27 protein-coding genes are annotated in these 23,709 nt (G+C 65.0%); 15 read left to right on the forward strand and 12 right to left on the reverse strand.

What is annotated here, in order from left to right; genetic code table 11:
- Positions 1-30: 30 nt before the first annotated feature.
- A complete protein-coding gene (locus E4S61_RS10125) occupies positions 31-1,308 on the forward strand; it encodes a tRNA pseudouridine(54/55) synthase Pus10 (RefSeq protein ID WP_135303811.1) in 1,278 nt (425 codons plus the stop codon).
- 4 nt (positions 1,309-1,312) lie between these two features.
- Here the strand turns inward: E4S61_RS10125 and E4S61_RS10130 are convergent, their stop codons facing one another.
- Positions 1,313-1,651, reverse strand: a complete 339-nt coding sequence (locus E4S61_RS10130) for a DUF7344 domain-containing protein (RefSeq protein WP_135303812.1) — start codon at positions 1,649-1,651, stop codon at positions 1,313-1,315.
- A gap of 149 nt (positions 1,652-1,800) precedes the next feature.
- Here E4S61_RS10130 and rnhB point away from each other — a divergent pair, with 149 nt between their 5' ends.
- The gene (gene rnhB, locus E4S61_RS10135) at positions 1,801-2,436 is read left to right on the forward strand and encodes a ribonuclease HII (RefSeq protein ID WP_135303813.1); all 636 of its coding nucleotides are present in this window, start codon (positions 1,801-1,803) and stop codon (positions 2,434-2,436) included.
- 511 nt (positions 2,437-2,947) lie between these two features.
- Here rnhB and E4S61_RS10140 read toward each other — a convergent pair.
- The 4 genes from E4S61_RS10140 to E4S61_RS10155 form a co-directional block, all read right to left on the reverse strand.
- Positions 2,948-4,534, reverse strand: coding sequence for a preprotein translocase subunit SecD (locus E4S61_RS10140; protein WP_135303814.1), 1,587 nt, complete (start codon positions 4,532-4,534; stop codon positions 2,948-2,950).
- Positions 4,531-5,394 (reverse strand): protein translocase subunit SecF, encoded by an 864-nt coding sequence (gene secF / locus E4S61_RS10145; RefSeq protein WP_135303815.1) that lies wholly within the window; start codon positions 5,392-5,394, stop codon positions 4,531-4,533. The genes E4S61_RS10140 and secF overlap by 4 nt, the downstream gene beginning before the upstream one ends.
- A gap of 72 nt (positions 5,395-5,466) precedes the next feature.
- A complete protein-coding gene (locus tag E4S61_RS10150; RefSeq protein ID WP_135303816.1) occupies positions 5,467-5,934 on the reverse strand; it encodes a DUF5812 family protein in 468 nt (155 codons plus the stop codon).
- 45 nt (positions 5,935-5,979) lie between these two features.
- Complete coding sequence (locus E4S61_RS10155) at positions 5,980-6,510, reverse strand: hypothetical protein (RefSeq protein WP_135303817.1); 531 nt, start codon at positions 6,508-6,510, stop codon at positions 5,980-5,982.
- Positions 6,511-6,596: 86 nt separating this feature from the next.
- Here E4S61_RS10155 and E4S61_RS10160 point away from each other — a divergent pair, with 86 nt between their 5' ends.
- From E4S61_RS10160 to E4S61_RS10175, 4 genes are all read left to right on the forward strand, one after another.
- Positions 6,597-7,901 (forward strand): glucose-6-phosphate isomerase, encoded by a 1,305-nt coding sequence (locus tag E4S61_RS10160; protein WP_135303818.1) that lies wholly within the window; start codon positions 6,597-6,599, stop codon positions 7,899-7,901.
- Between the two features lie 87 nt (positions 7,902-7,988).
- Positions 7,989-8,198 carry a hypothetical protein gene (locus E4S61_RS10165; protein WP_135303819.1) on the forward strand — a complete coding sequence of 70 codons (210 nt, stop codon included), beginning with the start codon at positions 7,989-7,991 and terminating at the stop codon, positions 8,196-8,198.
- 91 nt (positions 8,199-8,289) lie between these two features.
- Positions 8,290-9,081 (forward strand): CPBP family intramembrane glutamic endopeptidase, encoded by a 792-nt coding sequence (locus E4S61_RS10170; RefSeq protein WP_135303820.1) that lies wholly within the window; start codon positions 8,290-8,292, stop codon positions 9,079-9,081.
- Between the two features lie 61 nt (positions 9,082-9,142).
- On the forward strand, positions 9,143-9,289 hold the full coding sequence (locus tag E4S61_RS10175; RefSeq protein ID WP_135303821.1) for a ribbon-helix-helix protein, CopG family: 147 nt from the start codon (positions 9,143-9,145) through the stop codon (positions 9,287-9,289).
- Between the two features lie 72 nt (positions 9,290-9,361).
- Here E4S61_RS10175 and E4S61_RS10180 read toward each other — a convergent pair whose 3' ends face one another.
- Positions 9,362-9,820 (reverse strand): NOB1 family endonuclease, encoded by a 459-nt coding sequence (locus E4S61_RS10180; protein ID WP_135303822.1) that lies wholly within the window; start codon positions 9,818-9,820, stop codon positions 9,362-9,364.
- A complete protein-coding gene (locus E4S61_RS10185) occupies positions 9,821-10,060 on the reverse strand; it encodes a PRC-barrel domain-containing protein (protein ID WP_135303823.1) in 240 nt (79 codons plus the stop codon).
- Between the two features lie 202 nt (positions 10,061-10,262).
- On the opposite strand from E4S61_RS10185, the gene infB reads away from it, so the two are divergent.
- From infB to E4S61_RS10200, 3 genes are all read left to right on the forward strand, one after another.
- The gene (infB, locus tag E4S61_RS10190) at positions 10,263-12,068 is read left to right on the forward strand and encodes a translation initiation factor IF-2 (RefSeq protein ID WP_135303824.1); all 1,806 of its coding nucleotides are present in this window, start codon (positions 10,263-10,265) and stop codon (positions 12,066-12,068) included.
- Between the two features lie 86 nt (positions 12,069-12,154).
- Positions 12,155-12,478, forward strand: a complete 324-nt coding sequence (locus E4S61_RS10195; RefSeq protein ID WP_135303825.1) for a hypothetical protein — start codon at positions 12,155-12,157, stop codon at positions 12,476-12,478.
- A gap of 38 nt (positions 12,479-12,516) precedes the next feature.
- Positions 12,517-12,714, forward strand: coding sequence for a hypothetical protein (locus E4S61_RS10200; RefSeq protein ID WP_135303826.1), 198 nt, complete (start codon positions 12,517-12,519; stop codon positions 12,712-12,714).
- Position 12,715: 1 nt separating this feature from the next.
- Here E4S61_RS10200 and E4S61_RS10205 read toward each other — a convergent pair whose 3' ends face one another.
- Both E4S61_RS10205 and E4S61_RS10210 read right to left on the reverse strand, forming a co-directional pair.
- The gene (locus E4S61_RS10205; RefSeq protein WP_135303827.1) at positions 12,716-13,069 is read right to left on the reverse strand and encodes a DUF5811 family protein; all 354 of its coding nucleotides are present in this window, start codon (positions 13,067-13,069) and stop codon (positions 12,716-12,718) included.
- Between the two features lie 90 nt (positions 13,070-13,159).
- Positions 13,160-13,630 (reverse strand): pyruvoyl-dependent arginine decarboxylase, encoded by a 471-nt coding sequence (locus tag E4S61_RS10210; protein ID WP_135303828.1) that lies wholly within the window; start codon positions 13,628-13,630, stop codon positions 13,160-13,162.
- 208 nt (positions 13,631-13,838) lie between these two features.
- On the opposite strand from E4S61_RS10210, the gene E4S61_RS10215 reads away from it, so the two are divergent.
- Positions 13,839-15,242, forward strand: a complete 1,404-nt coding sequence (locus E4S61_RS10215) for an MBL fold metallo-hydrolase (RefSeq protein ID WP_135303829.1) — start codon at positions 13,839-13,841, stop codon at positions 15,240-15,242.
- Positions 15,243-15,298: 56 nt separating this feature from the next.
- On the opposite strand, the gene E4S61_RS10220 is transcribed toward E4S61_RS10215, so the two are convergent.
- Both E4S61_RS10220 and E4S61_RS10225 read right to left on the reverse strand, forming a co-directional pair.
- Positions 15,299-16,522 carry an outer membrane protein assembly factor BamB family protein gene (locus tag E4S61_RS10220; protein ID WP_135303830.1) on the reverse strand — a complete coding sequence of 408 codons (1,224 nt, stop codon included), beginning with the start codon at positions 16,520-16,522 and terminating at the stop codon, positions 15,299-15,301.
- 84 nt (positions 16,523-16,606) lie between these two features.
- Entirely contained in the window at positions 16,607-17,506 is a 900-nt protein-coding gene (locus E4S61_RS10225; protein ID WP_135303831.1) for a hypothetical protein, read from the reverse strand.
- Positions 17,507-17,633: 127 nt separating this feature from the next.
- On the opposite strand from E4S61_RS10225, the gene E4S61_RS10230 reads away from it, so the two are divergent.
- The 5 genes from E4S61_RS10230 (at position 17,634) to E4S61_RS10250 (ending at position 21,699) form a co-directional block, all read left to right on the forward strand.
- Positions 17,634-19,133 (forward strand): hypothetical protein, encoded by a 1,500-nt coding sequence (locus tag E4S61_RS10230; protein ID WP_135303832.1) that lies wholly within the window; start codon positions 17,634-17,636, stop codon positions 19,131-19,133.
- Positions 19,134-19,223: 90 nt separating this feature from the next.
- Positions 19,224-19,397, forward strand: a complete 174-nt coding sequence (gene rpl18a, locus E4S61_RS10235; RefSeq protein WP_135303833.1) for a 50S ribosomal protein L18Ae — start codon at positions 19,224-19,226, stop codon at positions 19,395-19,397.
- Positions 19,394-19,861, forward strand: coding sequence for a prefoldin subunit alpha (gene pfdA, locus E4S61_RS10240; RefSeq protein ID WP_135303834.1), 468 nt, complete (start codon positions 19,394-19,396; stop codon positions 19,859-19,861). Before rpl18a ends, pfdA begins: the two co-directional genes overlap by 4 nt.
- A gap of 6 nt (positions 19,862-19,867) precedes the next feature.
- A complete protein-coding gene (ftsY, locus tag E4S61_RS10245) occupies positions 19,868-21,244 on the forward strand; it encodes a signal recognition particle-docking protein FtsY (protein WP_135303835.1) in 1,377 nt (458 codons plus the stop codon).
- Between the two features lie 155 nt (positions 21,245-21,399).
- Positions 21,400-21,699, forward strand: coding sequence for a hypothetical protein (locus E4S61_RS10250; RefSeq protein WP_135303836.1), 300 nt, complete (start codon positions 21,400-21,402; stop codon positions 21,697-21,699).
- Positions 21,700-21,741: 42 nt separating this feature from the next.
- Here the strand turns inward: E4S61_RS10250 and E4S61_RS10255 are convergent, their stop codons facing one another.
- Positions 21,742-23,580 (reverse strand): PDC sensor domain-containing protein, encoded by a 1,839-nt coding sequence (locus E4S61_RS10255; protein ID WP_167768469.1) that lies wholly within the window; start codon positions 23,578-23,580, stop codon positions 21,742-21,744.
- Positions 23,581-23,709 lie beyond the last annotated feature (129 nt).

Below are 23,709 nucleotides of genomic sequence, written 5' to 3' on the forward strand. Positions count from 1 at the left end.
AGTTACGGGCCGGTCGCGTCGCTCAGAACAATGAACGTACTGGAGGTCGCACGGGCCGCACTCGACACCGGCCCGCTCTGTGACGCCTGTCTCGGCCGGCTGTTCGCCGAGCGGAGTTTCGGGTTGACCAACGCCGAGCGGGGCCACGCGTTGCGCGTGACGCTCGCACTCAAAGCGGACGAACCCTTCGAAGCGAGCGAGGACTGCTGGGTCTGTGAAGGCGAGACCGACCGCGTCGACTGGTGGGCCGAACAGGCCGCCACCGCCGTTCGGGGCTACGACTTCGAGACCTACCAGGTGGGGACGAAAGTGCCACCGCTGTTCGAGGAGAACGACGCGCTCCTGCGCGAAGACGTAGGGTTGGACCCGGATTTGGGCGAGGCGCTGAAGACGGACCTCAACCGCGAAGTGGGCAAGCGAATCGGCCGCCTGACCGACACCGAAGTCGAGTTCGGTCGGCCGGACGTGCAGTTCACGCTCGATTTGGCGACCGACGAGGTGGACGTCCAGGTCAACTCCGCGTTCGTCTACGGCCGCTATCGCAAGCTACAGCGGGATATCCCTCAGACGAAGTGGCCCTGTAACGACTGCAACGGCACCGGTCTCTATCAGGGCCAGCCCTGTGACGGCTGTGACGGGACCGGGTATCGCTACGACGAGAGCGTCGAGCAACTCTCGGCGCCCGTCGTCGAGGAGGCGATGGAGGGCTCCGCGGCGACGTTCCACGGTGCGGGCCGCGAGGACGTCGACGCGCTGATGCTCGAATCCGGGCGGCCGTTCGTCATCGAGGTGGACACGCCCCGGACCCGCAACGTCGACACCGACGCGATCGAACGCGAGATTAACGAGTTCGCCGACGGGAAAGTCGAAGTCGAGGGGCTGCGGTTGGCGACCCACGAGATGGTCGAGCGGGTGAAAGAACTCGACGCCTCGAAGACCTACCGGATGGACGTCGAGTTTGCCGAGCCGGTGACGGAAGACGCGTTGCAGACCGCGCTGGACGAACTCGAAGGGACGACCGTCGAACAGGAGACGCCACAGCGAGTCGCTCACCGGCGGGCCGACCTCACGCGGACGCGGGACGTCTACGCCGCGAGCGGCGAACTGATAGACGAGCGCCACGCCGACATCCGCATCCACGGCGCGGGCGGTCTCTACGTGAAAGAACTGGTCTCCAGCGACGACGGCCGAACCGAGCCGAGTCTGGCCGGGCTCCTCGGTGTCGACGCCGTGGTGACCGCACTGGACGTAGTCGATGTCGAAGGGGAAAGCGAACCGTTCGCCAAGGCGGAATTCTTCAGAGAGTAGCGATTTAGCCGTCGATCTCGGCGGTCAGTATCGCGTCGAGGTTTTCGCGCACGCTCGACAGCGCAGGTCGAACCCGTTCCGTCACGGTGACGAGGTCGTCGGTCTGGTCGTATCGGACGAGGTCGCTCTCCTCTAGAATCGGGACGTGCGTGTGATAGAGCGCAAAGTAGGTGTCACGGATTCTGTCCTCCGAGACAGTCGTTATGTCCGCCTCGTCTGTCCGTTCCAGCACTAGCTCAGTGAGGTCTGCGAGCGTTAGCGTCTGATGATCCTGCAGACAGGAGAGTGCGAGACGCCGCTCTCTGGCGGCCAGCGCGCGGTAGATGCAGTCCAAGTCGCCCATCGTCTCGGTGGTTACGGTTCCACTATATCAACCTTTCCTGTAACACTCGACTACCGGCGGTAACCTTGGGGTCGAGTTCGTTTGCCCGCGACTACTCTGCCGAATCGACGACCGCAACGACTTTCGTGTCGCCGCGGAATCGACCAGCCATGCGATTCGGCGTCGACGAGGCCGGCAAAGGACCCGTGTTGGGGTCGATGTTCGCCGCGGCCGTCCGGGCCGACCTGAAGGCGCTCCCGGAGGACGTCGGGGACTCGAAAGATATCGCTCCCCAGCGCCGCGAGCAGTTGGCGACGGAGATTCGGAGCGCCGCCGACGCCGTCGCCGTCGCGGAGATTCCGGTCGTTCGTATCGACGACCCGGAGACGGACATGAACACGCTGACCGTCGCGGCCCACGCCGAGGCGCTCTCGGGCGTGGCGAGCGACGGACTGGCTGGTACCGTCGACGCGGGCGACACCGACGCCGAGCGGTTCGGTCGCCGCGTCGCCGACCGGGTGGCCGCCGACGTGACCGTCGCGGCCGAACACGGAGCCGACGAGACGGACCCGCTGGTGGGCGCTGGCTCGATCGTGGCGAAGGTAGCTCGTGACGCCCACGTCGCGGCGCTCAGCGAGACGTACGGTGACGTCGGTTCGGGCTACCCGAGCGACCCGACGACGAGAGAATTTCTGGCCGACTACGTGCGTCGCCACGGCGACCTGCCTGACTGCGCGCGGGCGTCCTGGTCGACGTGTGAGGACGTGCTCGCGGCCGCCGAACAGGCGACGCTGGGCGAGTTCTGACAGCTGGAAAGACCCCGCGAACGCGGTTTAGACCTGAACGGGAGATGTTTTCGACAGCCCCTGCGGCTGTGCTGGCACACTGTCGGCGTTTAGCCGGGCTTGCACCGGCCTTGTCCGCGTGGACTTTAGCTGGGCTCTCACCAGCCTTGCCGACGTACCAGGTTCCCGAATGCCACTTACGTGATATCCGGTAGTTGGCCTTGCTACCGATCCGGCCGGCCGGACCGGCGATGGGCTGTGGCGGTTCTCCTTCAGAGCGTTACCCTCGGAGTCCTGTGACAGACTGCTCGGTTCTTGCCCCCAACGCGTCCCTTCATGTCCTGTACGGGCAGTTCTGAGATGCGTCGTTCAGTGTATCCCCGCGTTCCAGCGGGAATAGAACCTACGTCGCGTACGGATATAAGTCAATCTAAAGTAATTTGTCAACCAGTACCAAACAGTATCGTGTGACTGGATCGAAACGAAGTCATCGACCGCAGAAACGCCCGCTGGTGATGGGGTTTCGCCCCGCTCAGCTCTCGTCCAGCACGAGGTTTCGGAGGATGTCACCGTAGGCCGGCCGCGTCACCAGCACGCCGATGAGGACGCCGACGATGGTGATGATAGCGAACCCGGAGAGGTCGCCGAGCGAGAGCACCATCAGCGGACTCATGGCGACGATCGTCGTCGCCGCGGCCGCGCCGATGACCCAGAATGCCTTGCGGAAGCGGTTCTGGAACACTCTCCCGGTCTCGACTTCACCCTGTTGTAGTATCTCGTCGGCGATGATGATGAGGTCGTCCACCCCCGTCCCGATGACGGCGATGAATCCCGCCAAGTGAGATAAGTTCAGCGGGTACTGGACGAACGCGACGAAGCCAAGGAGGATGAACACCTCGGAGAGCGCCGTCACTATCATCGGCAGTGCGACCTCTGCCCGACCGTAGCGCCCGTAGACGACCAGACTGACCGCGGCGACGGCGAGCAAGCCCGTTAGCAGCGAGTTCGTCTTGAACTGGTCGGCTAATGCCGGTTCGAGCGAGCGCGTCTGCGTCACCTGCGGGTCGAAGTTGAGCGGCGCGGGGAGCTGTCCCGCGTCGAGGCTGAGCTTCACCTGCTGTGCCTTCTCTCGGGACGGCACTTCGATGGTCAGCGTCGGGTTCTCGGCGAAGGAGCCGTCGGCGAAGGAGCTGCCGAGCCCAGGCTTGACGCTGCCGTTGAAGACGATTTCGTCTTCGTAGGTGACCTGCAGGCACTCGACGGGTTGCCCTCTGGCCTGGGCTTGCTGAGGACTACAGAACCCGCCGTTACCGAATCCGGCGGCGGCCATCTCCTGTGCGAACGACTGGGCCGCCCCTTCCTCCATCGTCACCGAGAACGTGTACGACTCGCCACCGGCAGAAGTCTGCTGCTGGTTTATCGTCCCAGTTCCCCGGATCGCCTCAGCCCCTTGATCCAGCACGGGTTTGCGGACGTAGGTGCCGTTCTCGGCCGGATAGTAGGCGTACATCCGGACGATACCCCGGTCTTCGAGGATGCTGCGCAGTTCCTCGTAGTCCTTATCCGGGGCCGTAATCGCGATGTAGTTTCGCTCGCCGGTGCGGGCCTGAGTCACCGTCCCACCCGAGAGCGCCGACGTGGAGATTTTCTGGTCGATGGCCTCGACCATCTCGTCGCGCGTCTGTTCGGTCACGCCCTGTCGGACCGTCTCGGGCTGGTAGCCCGCGTCTTCGAGCGCTGTCTGTAAATCGGACTGTGAGACGTTCTTCGAGAACACCTCGACGGTCCCACCCTCGGCCCGCGGCACGGCCTGAATGTCGATTCTATCGACGCCGAGGCTATTAGCCAGCGTCTGTTCAAGTTGGGCCCGCTGTGTGGTGTTCGTCGGAACGTCGATGCCCTCGGCCGTAATCCCGACGACGGGGGCGCGGATGCGTGTCCCACCGTTCAGTTCGATGCCGTACTGGAGGTTCGTCATCCCTTCGGAGCCGGCCGCCGACGAATCGTTGGCCGACGGGTTGCTGCCCGGCGGGACGCCTGGAACGAACAGCGCCACGGCACTCACCAGGAGGAGGAGTATCAGCGCGCCGATACGCCAGTTCTCGCGTATCGCGCTCATCGGTTGACTCCCTCGTACTTGTACCAGCGAAGCAGCGTGACGTTGAGCATGTAGGTGTTCATCAAATCAGCAGAGAGTCCGAGGACGAGGACGAGACCGATGGAGGCCATCAGGTCGATGCCGAAGAGCGTCGCGGCGACGGCCATCACCGCCATCGCCGCGATGGAGGTGAGCGTCATCGTCACACCGGTCCGCATCGCCCGGTACGTCGATTCGTAGAACCCCCCGGATCGCCGGAGGACGTGGTTGTTCAACAGAATGTCCGAGTCGACGCTATATCCGATGAGCATCAGCAAGGCGGCGACAGTGCCGAGCGAGAGCTTGATGTCGACGAGGTTCATCACCGCGACGGGGATGACGATGTCCGAAAACGCCGAGAGGACGATGGCGATGCTTGGGACGAACGTCCGGAAGAAAGCAAAGGCGAGGAGGCTCATCCCGACGAACGCGATGGCCATTCCGATGACGGCCATTTGCTGGTTCTGCCCGCCGAAGACCGGCGAGACCGACCCGCTCCCGCGTAACTCCATCTGTTCGTTATTTATTGCAGTCTGGCGAATCTGCCCCATCTCGGAGGACTCGAACGTGACGATGTACTGGTTGTTCTCCCCGGCGACACCCTGGACGGAGACGATCGGGTCGTCGAACGAAGAGCGTATCTCCTCCTGTGAGAGCGACGTCTGAACCGTGATTTCGGAGCCACCCGTGAAGTCGATCCCCATCGTGACCGGCGCGCCGGTCAGCACCCACCATCCGGCGATAACCGCCAGGGCCAGCGCCAGTACCGCCAGCGGTATCGCCACCAGCTGGCGGTTCGAATACTGGGTATAATCGACTTCGGGGACCTCGAACGCGACCATGGGCGAGGGGTTGGCACGCCCCCGAATAAGCCTTCCCAATCCGGACTGGGTCGGTGCCGCCCGAAGCGCCGGTCAGTCGGGCAGATAGCGGACGCTTACCACACCTGCGGCGGTTCGTACTTCGACCCGATCGACGCCGAGGCGGGCGGCCCGCGAACGGGTCGCCTCGTCTTCGAGAATCTCCTCGGCGGCGGATTCGGTTCGCTCCTCGGGCACCGTCAGGACGTGAATCTCGCCCTCGCCAGCCCGCTCGCGGGTCGTCACCTCGCCGACGGACTGGTCGGCTGCGAGGTCCTTCGCCTGCGTCGTCGGTGCGAGGTCGACCGTCTCGACGGGAATCGTCCGCTCGTCGGCGAGATCGATCACGGTGTAGGTCATCTCCATCGGCGGTTCCGGTTCGACCGTCGCCTCGACGACCGATCCGGCTTCCAGTCCGGGATTTTCTGCAAGCGTCAGGACCTGTGAATCGGCTACGTCCCGGAGCGTCGCGGACTCCTCGTCGGCGTGGGTAACCAGAAACGTCCCCTCTTTCGTTGTCATGGATACGCTTACGCCAGCGGCGTTTTTCCGGGTTTCGACCCGTCGCTATCGCAGGAAGCGGTGGACAGCGTACAGCAGCGCGGCAGCCAAGACAGGGGGAGCGAGCCCCGCGAGTTGCGGCGCAGCGTACAGCGTCTGGACGACGGCGCTCCCGGTCGGCTCCTGTAACTGCGGGGGAACCGAGACGACGAGACCGACGTACAGCGACGCGACGAAGACGAACCCGGACAGTGCGAGGGCGCGGTCGTACACGACCGAGGATTCGGTGCGACGGTGCCGTCGCGCGACCAGCAGGATCGGGGTCAGTAGGGGCGCGACGACGAGCAGGCCCACGAACAGGAAAAACGAACGCGAGAAGGTGAACGTCCCGCCGCGAAGCCCCTCAGACCCGGACAACAGCACGAGTAATCCGAGTGCGAAGGCGAGCGCGATGGCGAGGGTCAACAGCAGCGCCACCACGAGGTACCCCTTGAACAGCCACGAGTCGCTCGCGCCCAGCGCGTAGCGAAACGCCCCCGGGAGACCGTTGTAGGAGTTCGTCGTCTCCTCGGCGGAGACGGTCGACGCGTCTGTCATCACCGTTGCTATGGCGACGGGGCGGTTAAACGCCCCGCTCTCCGTCAGCCGCGAGCTATTTGTAACGCCGAATCGACGGGCCACGTATGTACGTGGACATCGGTGCCGCGCTTGGTACCGTCGCCGAGCCGGGCATCGACGAGGCGGAACTCGAAGAACTCGACGAGCGAGTGGCCGAGGCCCACGAGCGTATCGCGGCGGGGCGAGCGGACGACGAGTTCGGCTACGCCGCGCTGAACCTGCCGGAGCGAACGGACGCCGACGCGATTCGAGAGGCCATTTCTCCCGTGGCCGACGCCGAATACGTTCTCACGGTCGGCATCGGTGGCTCGGCGTTAGGTGCAAAGACGATTACCTCGGCGCTGGCGGAGAACCCCGAGCGACACGTTGTGTTGGACAACGTCGACCCCGAACACGTCGAACGGACGCTCTCGGACCTCCCGCTCTCCCAGACCGCTATCAACGTCGTCTCGAAGTCCGGAACGACGGCGGAGACGCTGGCGAACTTCCTCGTCGTCCGCGATGTCTACGAGTACCGTGACGTGGACTGGACCGAGCGGACCGTGGTGACGACGGGCGAGTCGGGACCGCTCCGGGAACTGGCCGACGAGGAAGACCTCCCGACGCTGCCGGTCCCCGACGGCGTCCCCGGTCGGTTCTCCGCGCTGTCGTCGGTAGGACTGGTCCCGCCGGCCATCCTCGGCGTCGATATCGAGGAACTACTTGCTGGCGGGGCCGACGCCGCTGACGGCCTCGGACCGTCACTGTTCGAGACGCCCGCCTATGCCTACGGCGCGGTCGCCTACGCCCTCGAAGAGCGCGGCGCGGCGGTCAACGCCTTCATGCCCTACGCCGAGCGACTGGAGGTCTTCGCCGAGTGGTTCGCCCAGTTGTGGGCCGAGAGCCTCGGGAAGGAGGGCCGTGGCCAGACCCCGGCCCGCGCGCTCGGTGCGACCGACCAGCACTCCCAGCTCCAACTGTATCGCGCCGGCCCACGAGATAAGGTCGTCACGGTCGTTCGCCCCCGCGAACGGGCCGATGTGCCGGTCCCCGAGGCTGGCCACGAGTCGCTCGATTATCTCGCTGGTACAAACCTCGGCGAACTGCTGGACGCCGAGTACGACGCGACGGTCGCCAGCCTCTCGGCGGCCGAACGGCCGGCCGTCGAAATCGAAATCGACCGGCTCGATGCTCGCTCGCTGGGCGAACTGCTCTACGCGACGGAGGCCGCCTGCGTCCTCGTCGGCGAACTCGCCGATGTCGAGACGTTCACCCAACCGGCCGTCGAGTGGGGCAAGCGGGCCGCCCGCGGCCTGCTCTCCGGCGAGGACACCGAAGAGACCCGAACCGTCGCGGAGCGGCCGAGTTACCTGATCTCTGACGAGGACTGAGACGGGAGTCGAGCGACCGGGAGTTCGAGCGACGCCCATAGCGCGTCTGGCACGGGATTTTTGCCGCGTCGGTGAGAGAGCCACGTCATGGTCCTCTCAGATGAGCCGGTCTGGGGCGATGCGCTCGAAGATGTCGTCCAAGAGTACGCCGACGCCGTCGTGTACGCGGACGCCGACCAAGACGCGGTCCTCCATGAAGGCGCGGTACGCGTCATGGCGAACGGCTGGGTGAAGCTCCCGACTAACCGACTGCTCTCGCCGAGCGTGGTCCACCACATCGACGACCGGTCGCCGTAGTCGCGTCGGTCGCGTCGTCGCGCTCGACCCACGTGTCGCCCAATCGGTGGGGTCTTGTGGATTCACCGACTACTGGCCGGTAACTCCCGCTATGGCATTCACTCCCCCGTACGTCTCCGTGGCTGACGGTCGGACCATCGCGACGAGCGCCGTCCGTGCGCTGGCCGTCGTCGCGGCCGCTTTCCTCTTTGCGGGCGTGTTCGCACAGCTCGGCTTGTCCCTGTTCGGCATCGAGTCCCAGGGTGCGTTGACCCGGTCCCCGATTGCCTACGCGGTGGTGAACGCGCTGTCGTTCGTCGGCTTCATCGCGGCCGGTTACGGCTTCGTCAGACTCAGAGAGGAAGACTCGCTGGTCCACGTCCGCAAGCCGACACTGTCGGACCTCGGCTGGGCGCTGCTGGGCGTCCTCGGTATCTTCCTCAGCGCGCTGGTGATGGGCGTCGTCGTCGACCTCCTCTCGGCGGCAGTGGAAGCGGTGTTCGGCACGCCCGTCGAAACCGGCCAGAACAGCGTCATCACGGAGGGGCGGAACAACCCGCGGCTGTTCCTCTATATGATTCCCGTCGCGCTGTTTTTCGTCGGTCCGGCGGAGGAACTCGTCTTCCGGGGCATCGTCCAGGGGCTGTTCCGGCGGTCGTTCGGTCTCGTCCCCGGCCTGTTGCTCGCGAGTCTGCTGTTCGGGATTGGCCACTTCTTCGCGATCAGTTCCGGGAGCGCGTGGACGTACATCCTCATCGCCGGCGCACTCGGGTTGGTGCTGGGGGCCATCTACGAGTACACCGAGAGCATCACCGTCCCGGCGCTGGCCCACGGTCTCTGGAACGCCGGGCTGTTCGCGCTCAACTACTATCTGGCGACGACCGGGGCCTCGCTCCCGGTGTGAGCCGCCGTGCGACGGCTGTCTGACGGACATTTATGCACACAGACAGGAAACAGCGGTGCACATGGCAACCCGGTACACGGTCTCGTGTGACGACGACCAAGCCCGGGCAGTAGCGGTACTGGCCCGCCGCTACGGCATCACCGAGGAAGAGGTCCTCAAACAGCTCATCGACCTCGGTCTCGAAGACGTCGAAGAACGGATCGTCTAGTTCCGCGTACTGCCCCAGCGACCGTTGGTAGTACAGCCGCCGCGACTGCCGCTCTCTGTGCAGTCGCTCCGGCTACGCGGGATTCTTCCGGGAGAGCGAACTCCCGCAGATCGGACAGCGGTCGTGGTTCTCGTCGAACTCCCGACCACAGCCGGCACACTGGAACAGCCAGTCGCGCTGTTCGGAGATGCCCTCGCGGGCGATGACCTCGACGCTCACGTCCAGTTTCTCCGCGACGTTCTGCATGGCGTAGTCGTCGGTGACGAGGCGAGCGTCGAGTTCGAAGGCGGCGGCGACGAGACGAACGTCAGTTTCGGAGAGTTCCGCGAGGTCGCCCGTCTCTCTGGCGGCGCGTTCGATGCGCTCGACTGTGTTCTCCTCCGGGATGTGGAGGTGCATTCCCGAGCCTTCGAGGGCGTCGAAGCGAAACGCCGCCTCGCCTTCGAGTTCTTCCTGGACGAGCGGGATCGAAGCGATGCGCTCGTCGGTGTGGTACTCGTTGATAAATGCCGAAGAATCGAGGACGTACATCTACCGGTTGACGATCATGTGGTCTTTCACCGCCTTCACGCGTTCGACGGGAACCAGAAGGCGGCCCTGGTCGGTGTACTCGAAGTCCGTGTTTCGAAGCGACTCGGCGGGGTCGATGACGAGGTTGTACAGCGTCCCCGAGGAGATGTCCATGGTGATGTTGTAGAGGCTGCCGATCTCCGCCCCATCGGTACCCATGACGTCTTTCCCCGAGAGGTTCTCGGCGAGTATCTCGGCCATACCCCCCTTTCTGAGCGCGGTCACATAAACGCCACGGGCGTCTGACGCCCGTCGCAGCGTCGTTTTCGTCCCAGCCGCAGGACGCGTACGAAACCGAATCGGCGTCGCCGGTGTGAGTCGTTCGCAGAGACCGGCGCGAGCGCTATGACGACGAACTTAACTACTACGGACGATAGTTTCTCGATAACTTCTGGGGCCATCTATGTCTGATACCGACGCCACCACAGAGACGGACCACACTCTCCGGACGCCCATCGTCGCAGTGCTCGGCCACGTCGACCACGGGAAGACGAGCCTGCTCGACCGCATTCGCGGATCGGCCGTGACGGCGGGCGAATCCGGAGCGATCACACAACACATCGGGGCCACGGCGGTGCCGCTCTCGGTCATCTCGGAGATCGCGGGCGAACTCGTCGACCCGACGGACTTCGACCTGCCGGGCCTGCTGTTCATCGACACACCCGGTCACCACTCGTTCTCGACGCTTCGCTCCCGTGGTGGCGCGCTCGCGGACATCGCCATCCTCGTCGTCGACGTCAACGACGGCTTCCAACCGCAGACGCTGGAGGCCATCGACATCCTCAAACGGACCCAGACGCCCTTCATCGTCGCCGCGAACAAGATCGACACTGTCCCCGGCTGGAACCCCAACGAGAACCAGCCAGTGCAGGCGACGATGGACGCCCAGTCCGACCGGGTCACTTCGGATCTGAACGAAAAGCTCTACGAGATAATCGGCGAACTCTCCGACAACGGCTTCTCGGCGGACATGTACTGGCGGGTGCAGGACTTCCAGGCCAACATCGGCGTCGTCCCCGTCTCCGCAGAGACTGGCGAGGGCGTCCCCGACCTGCTGACGGTGATGATGGGCCTCTCCCAGCGCTACATGAAAGAAGAGATGGAGATCGACGCCAGCGGTCCCGGCGTCGGCACCGTCCTCGAAGTGAAAGACACCCGCGGGTTCGGGACGACGCTCGACGCCATCGTCTACGACGGCACCATCCGGGCCGACGACACCATCGTCGTCGGTGGCCTCCAAGGTCCCATCGTCACTGACGTTCGCGCGCTGTTGCGCCCCCGTCCTCTCGAAGAGATACGGACCGAACAGGAGTTCGAACAGGTCGAGGAGGTTGCCGCCGCCGACGGTGTGAAGATCGCCGCGCCGGATCTGGACAACGCGATGGCCGGCGCACCCATCCGCGTGGTCCGGGACCGCGACCAGGAGGAGGTCGTCGCCGAAGTGCAGGAGGAACTCGCCGAGATCGCCGTCACGACCGAAGACGAAGGCGTCGTCGTCAAGGCCGACACGCTCGGCTCGCTTGAAGCGATTTCGAGCACCCTCGAAGAGGAGGAGATCCCCATCATGCGCGCCGAGGTCGGTGCCGTTGCCCCGCGGGACGTTCGCGTCGCCGAGACGGCCAACGAACCGACCCATCAGGCCATCCTCGCGTTCTCCGTCGAGGTGTTAGACGACGCTCGCGACCTCGCCGAACAACAGGACGTGAACCTGTTCGAGGACGACGTCATCTACCAGCTCATCGAGCGCTACGACGACCACGTCACCGCTATCGAGGAGGCCCAACAAGAACAGATCCTCGACAACATCACGCGCCCAGCGAAGTTCCGCGTCCTCGATGACCACACGTTCAGGCAGTCCGATCCCGCCGTCGTCGGCGTCGAGGTACTGTCGGGCGAACTCCGCCGCAACGTCAACGTCGTCAAGTGGGAAGGCAACGAGCCGACGCGAGTCGGCCGCCTCAAATCCCTCCAGGACGAGGGCGAGGAGGTCGACGACGCCCGCGCAGGCGAGCGACTCGCCGCCTCCATCGACGGCCCGACGGTCGGCCGCCAAATCGAGGAAGGCGACGACCTCTGGGTCGAGATTCCCGAAAAACACGCCAAGATTCTCGAACAGGAACTCACAGAGGACATCTCTGTCGACGAACGCGAGGCGCTGTCGATGTACCTAGAGAAGCACCGCAAGCGTGACCCCTTCTGGGGGAAGTGAACGGACGACGCTGAGAGCGTCGACCCGGACCGTCCCGACCGCCGAAAGCAACACGGTTTTTTCGTCGCTTCGTGTAGAACCACCACATGGCAACGTCAGACACACCGACGGCGGACCCGCTGGCCTCGACGTTCCCGATACCGCTTTCGCGTGCAGAGTCACACAGTTGGGAGTACGGCCAGCGCTGTGTGAGCCGAGAGGGGTCGTACCGCGAGACGTGGACCGACGAGGTCGGTCGCCAATCGCTGACCGTCTTCGACGTGACTGACCACACCCTCGTCCTCCGGTGCCAGACGCCGGTCGGCCGTCAGTCGTACTACGGGATGGCCACGCGCGACTACAGCGCCGCCCGCGAGGCCCTCGTCGCCGACGAGGGATGGACGGTACAAACCACGCCGGACGGGCAGTAATAATATTTAATTAGCTGGCGCACCTCTGTCGAGACGAGATGGTCGGACCTGCCTCTCTGCCCGCGACGGCGGACCTCGTCCTCGCGAGTATCGCCCTGTCGATGGTGCTGGCCGCGTTCGGTGCCGTGCTCACGTCGTTCAGCGTCGTCACCGCGATGGCCGCAGGGAGCCTCTCGGCCAGCGGGTCCATCGGCTACGCGTTGTTCTACAACCCGCCCGCGGAAAACGGAACGTAACTTACTGCGCGGTCGGCGTCGGGTCGTCGCCCATTACCTGTTTGACCTGCAGGGCCGCGGAAGCGGCGATGCCCTGTGCGAGGTCGTCGCGTTCGTCGGACGTTATCGTCGCGCTCTCCGGGTCTTCCGGCGCGTAGCCCGCGCTGACGACGGAGCCGACCGGCGGCTGGACCGCGATGGTCGCTCGCGGGCCGCTCTCACTGTCGCTTATCTCCGACCCAACCACGAACTCACCTGGGAGTAGGTCTCGCGTCCGGGCGGCGACGCTCGCTAAGTCTTCGCGGAGTGTCTGTCGTTGCTCTGGAGTGAGCGTCACTTTCTCCGTGTCACCGCCGAAGGACGTGTTTCCGTACATGGACGTTCTCCTCCACGTAGGGGGCAGGGTGCTAAAAACCCCGTGGCTTGTGCGTCGTTCGCAGCCGACACGAAGGGCGGCTCTCGGGCGCTACACCACGGGATGGCTCTCGCCGTAGGTGGCGAGCACCACCGCGCTAGCGTAGTCGTGGTCGGGTGCGACCGACTCGACGTGGACCGTCTCCTCGACGAAGTCCCACTCGCGGAGGTCGCGGCCTGCGGCGAGCCCCTCGCGGATTTCCGCGCGAACAGCCTCAGGGTCGGTGCCGTCTACCTCGTAGAAGATGCCGGGGCCGTCGGCGGTGCGCGCCCAGCCGATGCCAGCGGCCGCGCGGTCGCCGGGTGCGGCGGTGGCCGCCGACTGGACGACTTCGATGGCCTCGCCAGGCGGCCCGAGGTCCGGTGCGGTGTCGACTACTTCGATGGTCGGTCCTGTCGGGATGACCGATGAGAGGGTCACGAGGTTGTAGTTGTGGACGCCAGCCTCGGCTAAGGCCGCGTCGTACGACGACAGCGCGGTCGGGCCGGTCGCCGTCCCCCAGACGACCCGAATCGTACTCATACCGGCGTATCGGCGACCGAGGCTGTAAGGGGTTTCGTTTCCCACGGACGGAGACTCAGATGCTCACACTACCGCGAGTGTTCGATGGCCGTATAGCGGCCGTATAGACGGCGTACCGACGGTATTTTGACCCTCACCGAAAAATAACTCGACGTTATTCTTGGCAATCTGTTGATAACAATAGTCGACCCTTCCGAACGAGCAGACGATGCAAGTCACGTACCTCGAATCAGCGGCAGTGCTGGTCGAGACAAGGGACGTGGAGGTGCTCTGTGACCCGTGGTTGCTCGACGGCGCATACTACGGCTCGTGGGCGCACTATCCTGCCCCTGATTTCGAGCCGGAGGATTTCAACGATGTGGATTACATCTACGTCTCGCACGTCCACCCCGACCACTTTCACCCGCCCACGCTCGAACGGATGGACAGCGACATCCCCGTCCTCATTCACGACTACCGCTGGGACTACCTCCAAGAGGCCGTCGAGGACCTCGGGTTCGACGCCGTGGAACTGCCCCACGACCAGCGCACTCACCTCGGCGGCGACACCCACATCAACGTCCTCGCGGCCGACGGCTGTGACCCCGAACTCTGTGGCAACTTCTTCGGCTGTACGTGGTACGACAGTGAGGCCGACCAGACCGGGTCGACGCAGGTCGACTCGATGGCGGTCATCGACGACGGGGAACAGACGCTGGTCAACACGAACGACTGTCCGTATCCGATGGCCGAGTCGAGCTGTCAGAAAATAAAGCGCGACTACGGCGATGTCGACATGCTCTGTCACCAGTACAGCGCGGCGCAGTTCTACCCGCAAGCCGTCACTAACTACGACCACGAGGAGAAACTCGCCGAGCGCGATCGCGTCATCCAGGAGAAACACGAGTTAGCCCTGAACTTCATCGACCTGTTCGAACCGACCTACTACATGCCCTTCGCGGGCGAGTACGTCCTCGCCGGTGACCTCGCACACCTCAACGAGTACACCGCCAACCCGCCGCGAAACGAAGCCAAGGCGTTCTTCGAGGCCAATACCGACGACGACCACGAGTGCGTCTTCCTCAACTCCGGAGAGTACATCGACGTGACGACGGGCGAGCGTTCGGCCCCGTTCGAATCAGTCGACCCCGAGGCCAAGCAACGGTACATCGAGGAAGAACTGGCCCCGCGCTCGTTCGACTACGAGTCCGACCCGATGCCGACCGTCGACGAGTTCCGGGCGTACGTCCCGCTGGCCTACGAGAACATGGAGGGCAAGCGCGCCCGAATCGGCTACGAGACGGACACCACGGTACTGATTCCGCTCGTCGACGACATCTGTCTCGAACTGCCGATGGACGGCGGCGGGTTCGACTACACGACGGACCTCGACACCGACGACTACGAGGACGGGCGGGTCAAGATGGAGGTCGACCCCCGACTCCTGAAACGGCTGTTCGAGGGACCACACCGCGCCTACTGGGCCGACGCGAAAATCGGGTCGCACATCGGAATCAGCAAGGAACCGGACATCTACGAACGCGGCCTCTACAACGTTCTGGGGTCGTTTCACGCCGACGGCGCGGAGGTACAGGCGAACGCGAGTCACGACGCCACCGCGGAGTCGGACTGAGAACGCGCTTCACTGCACCGTGCCTCGGCGGCTTTGCCGCCTCAGTATCGAGGACGCTACGCGCCCTCGCTCAACTTATAGAGATACCCCGGCCCGACCAGTTCCTCGTCGTCCCACTGCGCTCGCTCCGTGTAGTAGATCGCGTCCTCGGTCACGAGCGGCGCGCTGGTGACGTGACCGCGGTTCGGCACCGACCACGTCACGTCGCCGGTCTCTCTCTCCAGCGCGTAGAGGCGGGTGTCGTACGACCCCACTAAGACGTGTTCGGGCGTGGCGACGACGCTCCCGATAATCCAGCCGCCGGTGTCGTAGCGCCACACTTCGTCGCCGCTGTCGAGGTCGATGGCGTAGATCCGGTCGTCGTGGCTGCCGACGTAGACGGTCCCGTCGGCGACGGCAGGCGCACACATCACGTCGGCGTCGGCCGCGAACTCCCATTCGCGGGAGCCGTCGTCGACGTTCACCGCCGTGATCGTCCCGGCCCACGACGGGACGATAGCGAGGCCATCGGCGATAGCGATCGGCGCTTTCACGTCGCCGCCGGTGTCGTAGGTCCACGCCCGTTCGAGGTCGGGAAAGGACCACGCGTAGACGCGACCATCGTTGGACCCGAACAGGAGGCGGCCGCGTTCGCGGTCAAGCGCCACCGTCGAATGGGGATGGTTCGTCGGCCAGGAGTCCCGCCAGTGGACGTCGCCGGTCGCGGCGTCGACCGCCGCGACGCTCCCGCTCGGTGCCGAGTGCTCAATAGCGACGTAGAGCAGTCCGTTGTAGTAGGTCGGACTCGCGCCGATGGCGTCGCCGAGTTGCGTCCGCCAGCGGCGTTGTCCGGTCTCGATATCGACGGCCGACACCGCGCCATCGTACGTGCCGACGTAGGCCGTGTCGTTGGCGATAGCCGCCGTTCCGTGGCTCCCCCGGGTGGCCTGCGTGATGGTGGTCGCCCACTGTCCCTCGCCGCCTGTCGAGAGGGCCCGTATCCGGCCGGTGTCGTCGGCGACGACGAGGTCGCCGGTCGGGGAAAGCGCCGGACTCCCCTTCGCGGCAGTGTGGTCCCCGCGGTTGGTCGGCACCGCCCACGCTTTCACGACGTGCTCGGGGATCGACTGGTCCGTATACCCCTGGTTCAACAGTCCCTGCCGGAACTGCGTCGCCGCGAACTCGTCGAGTACCGTCGAGGCGAGCGGGTTGAACGCCGACTGACAGCCGGCGAGCGACCCGAGGACCGCGCTCCCGACCCCGGCGAGAAACCCCCGTCGTGTGTGCCCACGCTCGTTCACGCCCGCCGCTACCGGACGAGACGGCTTAAATCGCGCGGCGAGCGCGTCGCTCGCGGGCCGACTCGTCGTGCTTCTCGACGGCGGCTACGAGTCCCGGCGGTCGAGATGCGCGGCCAGTGCCGCGATAACCGCCTCGTCGTTAGTCATGAGGTCCCAGCGCTTACACCGAACGTCGAAATGCGGGAGCGGCCGGTGGAGGACGACCGCATCGTCGGTCACGGTGAAACCTTCGAACTGCGACCACGAGACGAGATGGCGGGAGACGAACAGTCTGCCCGCTCGTCGCTGTTCCAGTCCTGCGGGGGTCGCGCGATACGTGCGCTTGGCCGCCAGACTGGAGAGAGCGACTATCGACACGATACAGAGCGACGAGAATGCCATCACTCCGACCCCACCCAGTTGCCAGACCGCCAGTCCGAAGAGCGGGACGACGACGGCGAGCGTGGCGGCCGCAAGTTTGAGTCTGTCCCGTGGCGGCCACCCGGCCGTCCACTCGGTGTCGACGTCACCGTCGTCCACCGTCGCGTGCACCAGTCGAGCGCGAGCCATCTGGACGAGTACACTACCGAGAACCGAGGCCACAATTCCCAGGCAGAAGCCGGTGACGCCGACGAGATTGGCCGCGCTCTCTGATTGGAGTTCTGTGAGCGAAAAGGCGACGTAGAGGAGAGCCTGAAAGTGGTACGCGAACAGCGGAATCACTCCGACGGCGGGAACGAGTACCGCCAGCCACGTCGAATTGAACCACGCCACGACTCCGCCCCGCCGCGTGACCTGCCACGCGACGAGAGCGGTGAGGACCACCCCGACCGCACCGAGCAAACCGAGCGCGAACGGCCCGCTCTCTAGCTGTAGCCACTGCACTCCGACAAACAGGAGCGCCGGCGAAAGCAGCGTAGCGACGTAGAGTCCGGCCACCGTCCCGAAGCGCACGTCCAGTCGCTCCGGCGTCTGGAACGGCTCGGGATTGGCGCGAATCCCCATACACGGTTTTTCCCACGCGTGTCAAAATTGGTTTCGGTCGGCTAGCGACGGAAATCGCGGCGCTCGAATGACTGAACGACGTGCTCCGTCCAGAAAGTGTAAAGCCTACGCGCCCGAGGTATCGACAATGCGAAGACGTGCCCTCCTCACGTCGCTGGCGGCCGGCGTTGCCGGGGTGGCGGGCTGTTCGTTCGGGGTGGGGGAGACCGACGAGGTGTCGAGTATCACGCCTGCGGACCGGCCGACGCCCGACTCGTCGACCACTCACTCGCCAGCCACGGCGACGAACTCGGGCGGCGACCCGCCACGGCCGGAGACGCTGACGAGGGTCATCAACTTGGAGACGGGACCGCGGACGTACGCGCTGGACTCGTGGATACACGCGCCCGACGGCGGGCAGATTGCGCTGTGGTTCGACCGGACCGCGACGCCCTCTCATCCCGCCAGGCTCCGTGGCTGGTTCCAGAACGGCACCGACGCCGAGACGACGTTCACGCTCGGCGAGATTCCGATGGTCGGACAGATCCACGGCCGCCCGCCGGCCGAACACGACGAGGACGACGCCCTCCACCTCGCGCCGACTCCGAACAACGACCTCGCCCGGCGCGTGCCGGCGGTCGTCCGCGCCGACAGCGGGTACTGGCGTGCCGACGAGGTGGGACCGTGGATGGTCCGGACCGCCCGCCTGGGTCCCGGCGAGTGGGCGAGACTGGAGTTCGAACTCGTCGGGTCGCCCGGAATGCGAGGGCGACCGACCGGTACCTATCGGTTCGGCGGCGATACCTCGCTCAACGTCTGGGATTCGAACAGTCCCGGTCCGTCGGTCAACTCCCGGTTCGCCGGGCGCTCGGTGCCGACGTTTCCGAGCGGCGGACAGGTCCAGTGGTACCACGAAGCCGGTCCCGGGACGGCGGCGTTCGTCCGGCCCTCGACCGAACGCCTCGAACTGAACGGCCGCGTCGACTTCGAGATGGTCAACCACAGCCGAGAGACACTGCAGTGTGGGCACTGGAACCTCTACAAACTCGTCGACGGCGAGTGGTTCTACGTCGCCCCGCGAATGCACACCGACGACTGTCGCGGCCTCCCGCCCGGCGGCACCAAACAGTGGTCGCTCTGGGCGTCTCAGGGGGACCCGATTGCCTGCGGGGACGACTGTAAGAACGGCGGGCTCTCGCAGGGTTACCTCGGCGGCGGCGAGTACGCTGCTGTCGCGGGGTACGGCCACCCCGTCCCACAGAGCGGCGCACTCGTCGAACTACGCGGCGACCCTGTCTCTGTGGAACCGACGCCCGACGCCATCGCCCAGCGCGATGGGGCGACGGTCACCGTCACCACCGACCAGTTCGACGACGGACAACACCCGCCCGACGGAACGCTCACGCTCGAACGCACCGGAACTGCCACCGAGCGGCTCATCGCCGAGCAGCTGATGGCCGGAACGGGTGCCGGGGTGGGACGCGGCCTCCGGAACACGCTGCCGTTTCTCACCGACGAGACCGACCGAGTCGTGTTGCGGACCGACGCCCACGTCGTCGACAACGTCGTCGGCTACGACGAGCAGAACCGACGGTTCACCGTTCGCGGGGAGGCCTACGTCGTCTCACGTAACACGGGCGAGGCGTGAGTCGACACACGCCGTCGAACGCACGCAGAAACGGGGACCGCAACGGACGGAAGGGGAAGATACTTCCCTGTCGTGCCCGCACCGGAGGACATGAGCACGTTCACTGTTCGTGGTAGTTTCCCGGCCCGAGACGGCCCACAGGAGTTCGAGAAGGAAGTGGAGGCACCCAACGAGAGCGTCGCCGAAGAGCGCGTCTACAGCGACTTCGGCTCCCAGCACAACTTAAAGCGTACACAGATCACCATCGACGAGGTGGCAGCATGATGGGCGGCGGTGGCGGCGGCGGCGGTCAGATGCAGCAGATCTCCCAGGAAATCGAGCAGATGGACCAGGAGATCGAGGCTATCGAACAGGAGATCGAAGGACTCCGTCAGGAGAAGACCGAGGCCGACGAGGCCATCGAGGCCATCGAGACCCTCGAATCCGGCTCGACCGTGCAGGTTCCGGTCGGCGGCGACGCCTACATCCGTGCGACGGTCGACGACATCGACGAGATCGTCGTCTCGCTGGGCGGCGGCTACGCCGCCGAACGCGACCAGGAGGGCGCTGTCAGCTCGCTGGAGACGAAAAAGGAGACGCTGGACGACCGCATCGAGGACCTCCAGTCCGAGATTGCCGAAGTCGAGACCGAGAAGGAGGAACTCGAACAGCAGGCCCAGCAGATGCAACAACAGCAGATGCAGCAGATGATGCAACAGCAGCAAGAAGAGCAAGGCGACGACGAGTAAGGCCACATGTTCGACGGACTGAAGGACAAACTCAGCGGGTTCACCAGCGACGTCGAAGAGGACGTCGACGACGACGCCGTCGAGGAGGAACTGGCCGACGAGGAGTCGGTCGAAGACGAGTCGACAGCGAGCGAAGCGGCGGCAGCCGCCGAAGACGACTCGACAGCCACCGAGACCGAACCCGACGAGCACACGCCCGAGGGCGGCCCCGGCGAGAAGACGGTCGAACCGCAAGCGACGGCGACGGCCTCACCGGAGACGACAGCCGACGCCGACACCGCCGCCGAGGAGCCGCCGGGACCGGTCGACGGCGACGAGGATCCGTCGGCAGGTGACGCTGACACCGAGACCGAAGCCGAGACTGCGGCCGACGAAGACGACGCGGAGGTCACCGGGCCCGACGCCCCGACCGGAACGCCAGCCACGTCGCCTGAAGCGGCGGCCGAAGAGGCCGAAGAAGTCGAGGAGAGCGACGAGGACGACGAGGAGGATGACGGCCGGAGCCTGACTCAGCGGGCGAAGATTATGGCGACCGGGAAGACGGTCATCGAGGAAGACGACCTTCAGAACCACCTCGACGACCTCGAACTCGCCTTGCTGTCGAGCGACGTGGAGATGAGCGTCGCGGGCGAGATTTTAGACGGCGTCAAGGCGAATCTCACCGGCCAGACCCGCCGCCGTCTCTCCAGTACGGGAAGCCTCGTGCGCGATGCGTTGCGCGAGGCACTGTACGATGTCATCAGTGTCGGCCAGTTCGACTTCGACGAGCGCGTTCGGGACGCCGACTCGCCCGTCGTCATCGTCTTCACCGGCGTCAACGGCGTCGGGAAGACGACGACCATCGCTAAGCTCGCACAGTACTTCGAAGACCGTGGTCTCTCGACGGTGCTGGCAAACGGCGACACCTACCGCGCCGGCGCGAACGAACAACTCCAGAAGCACGCACAGACCCTCGACAAGAAGGTCATCACCCACGAACAAGGGTCTGACCCGACGGCGGTAATCTACGACGCCGTGGAGTACGCGAAGGCCAACGACGTCGACGTGGTGCTGGGCGACACCGCCGGTCGCCTCCACACCAACGACGGCCTGATGGACCAACTGGCGAAGATCGACCGCAACATCGACCCTGACATGACGCTGTTCGTCGATGAGGCCGTCGCCGGACAGGACGCGGTCAACCGTGCCCGCGAGTTCGACGCCGCCGCCGAAATCGACGGCGCGGTGTTGACGAAGGCTGACGCCGACCCGCAGGGCGGCGCGGCTATCTCCGTGGCGCACGTCACGGGCAAGCCCATCCTCTTTCTGGGGACGGGACAGGACTACGACGACCTCGAACCGTTCGACCCCGAAGAGATCGTCGATCGGCTACTGGGTGAATAGCGGTCGACCGACGGTCGCGGTAACGCCGACTTATCCGACGCTTTTCTCGCTCTGAGCGATGGAATCGGGCCGTTCTCCCCCGACGACGAGTAAGCCGAACCGACTGGCGATAGCCGGTGACTGCTAATGTCGGTGGATAGAGTCGGGGCCGACGTATGGTTCGACAGTTCCAGACACGACGCGGTGTACTGACACTCGCTGCCGGCGGTTTGGCAGTCCTGGCCGGCTGTGGCGATGGCGGTGACGGCGGTGACGGTGGCGCTGCGACCGAGACAGAAGGGGGCATGGCTACGGAGACAGAGGCCGGCATGGGCGGCGAAACCGAGACCACGGCCGGAATGGGCGAGGAGACGGAGACCGGCATGGGCGAAGCGACCGAGACCGGGACCGGCATGGGAACGGAGACAGAGACCGGTATGGGGACCGAGACGGAGACAGCGTCGCCTGCAGAGTGAAACCGGACAGGAAACAGACCGTCGAAAAACGAACCGTCGCTCTCAGTCGTCGTCCTGTGCGATCGAGGGGCCGCCGGTGAAGACGAACTGGTGTTCGGACTCCGTCTCGAAGCGGTCGAGAACGTCGTACAGCGGCCCGACGTAGCGGACGAGTTCGTCCGCGCGAGCGCTGACTTCGTTGAGTTCCGCGGCCTGTTCCTCGGCGGCACCGGCGACGTTCTCGGATTCGGACATCGTGTTCTCGGTGGCGTCGGCGACGTCGTTGAGCGTTCCGGCGACGGCTCCGAGTCGGTCGCGGGCGGCCGCGACATCGCCGTCGTCGAGCGCGGCGACGGCGGCGTCGACCGTCTCGGTAGCCTGCTGAAGCTCCTCGCGCTGGGTGTGTGCGTCGTCCGAGATCATCTGGATCGACTCGGCCACCTGCTCGGCGGCGTCCTTGACGCTCGCGGCGCTGGTGCCGACGACCGTCCCGGACTCTTCGACCTTACCGGCGAAGCTCTTGAGCTGTCCTGTCGTCTTCTCCAGTTCCTCGATCATCTCGTTGAAGTCCTCGCCGATGGCGTCCATCGCGTCGTGTTGGCCGTCGGCCTCCATGCGCTGGGTCAGGTCACCGGCGGCGGCCTGCTCCATCACTTCCGAGTACTCCGCGGCCTTGCTCTGGAGGTAGGCGTTGGTCTCAATGACCTCGTCACGGGCGACTTCGGCGCGTTTTCGCTCGCGTTCGACCTCAGCTAAGTGTTCCTGTAGCGAGTCGCGCATCGCCCCGAATCCGGCGTAGAGCCGGCCGACGGTGTCGATTCGCTCGGAGTGTATCTCTACGTCGAGGTCGCCCTCTTGCATCTGTTCGGTCTTTCGGGTTAGTCGGTTGAGCGAGCTGGCGGTGTTGCGTCCGAGGACGGCACCGATGGCACCGATGGCCGCGACGCCGAGCGCCGTTGCGATGAGCCCGCGGTCGGCGACGCTTCGGACGGTCCCGTAGGCCACGTCGAGGTTCGTGTGGACGAGGACGACCCAGTCCGTGTTCAGCACCTGTGCGTAGCCGACGACGTACTCCTTGCCGGCCATGCTTGCGGACGCGTTGAGGGCACCCTGTGCGGGACCAGCCCGGAGCGCGCCCGGTTTCGCCGGGCCGCTCTCACGGGCGGCGGCCGGCGCGTCGTTGTCTTCACCGTAGGGCTTGAGAAGCAGTTTGTTGTCCATCTGATGGAACACGACTCTGTTCGACCCGTCGACGACCATGCTGATGCTGTTGCCCGTCCCCGAAAGTTCGCCCGTGCGGATATCGAGTGGAACGGTGTAGACGACGACGCCGTTATCGTCGTTCTCAGCGGGGGTGACGTACGCGATTCGTGGCTGTGGCGACCCCAGCGTCGGTGTGTCCGTGTACGCGTCGGTAACGACTGTCGACGAGCCAGTGTCGAGAACGTCTCTGACCGTCTGGTTCAGGATACCCGTTGTCTCGCCTCGATATTTCGACTTCGTCGAGGCGGTTACGACGCCGGTTCCGACATCGACGTAGTGTAGGTTCGGTTGGTCGTCGTCGCTGAACTGGCGTGCCCGGAGCTCGCTGTCGAACGCGGACTGAATTTCGGAGACGTTGGCGCCTCGAACCGGCTGTGACCGGGCCATCGTCTCGACGAACAGCTGATTTTGTTTGTTCCAGTCGGCGAGGCTGCTGGCCTCCTGTTTCGCGGTCGTGGCGTGTTCGTTGCGGACCTGCTGTTCGAACTCGCCGGTTATCTGTTGGGTTCCCACAGCACCCACTGCCCCGACGAGTAAGCCGATACACAGCAACGCGATGAAGAACTTCAGCGCGAAACTCCGTCGAATGAACGACGGCGTTATCGTCCGAACGACGCCCATCAGCCCGTCGTTACTCATCTGCCACCACCCCTGCTCTCGTCCCAATGAGATGCATGGCATACAATTGTGAAATACTATTTCATAATGTTTTTCATTATTTCGGTGAGTGAGTCGTCGAAGCGGCGAGCTCGCGGCCAGACATATCGG

Origin of the sequence: Haloarcula amylovorans, from assembly GCF_004681185.1 — an archaeon.
In the GTDB taxonomy this organism is placed as follows: Archaea; Halobacteriota; Halobacteria; order Halobacteriales; family Haloarculaceae; genus Haloarcula; species Haloarcula amylovorans.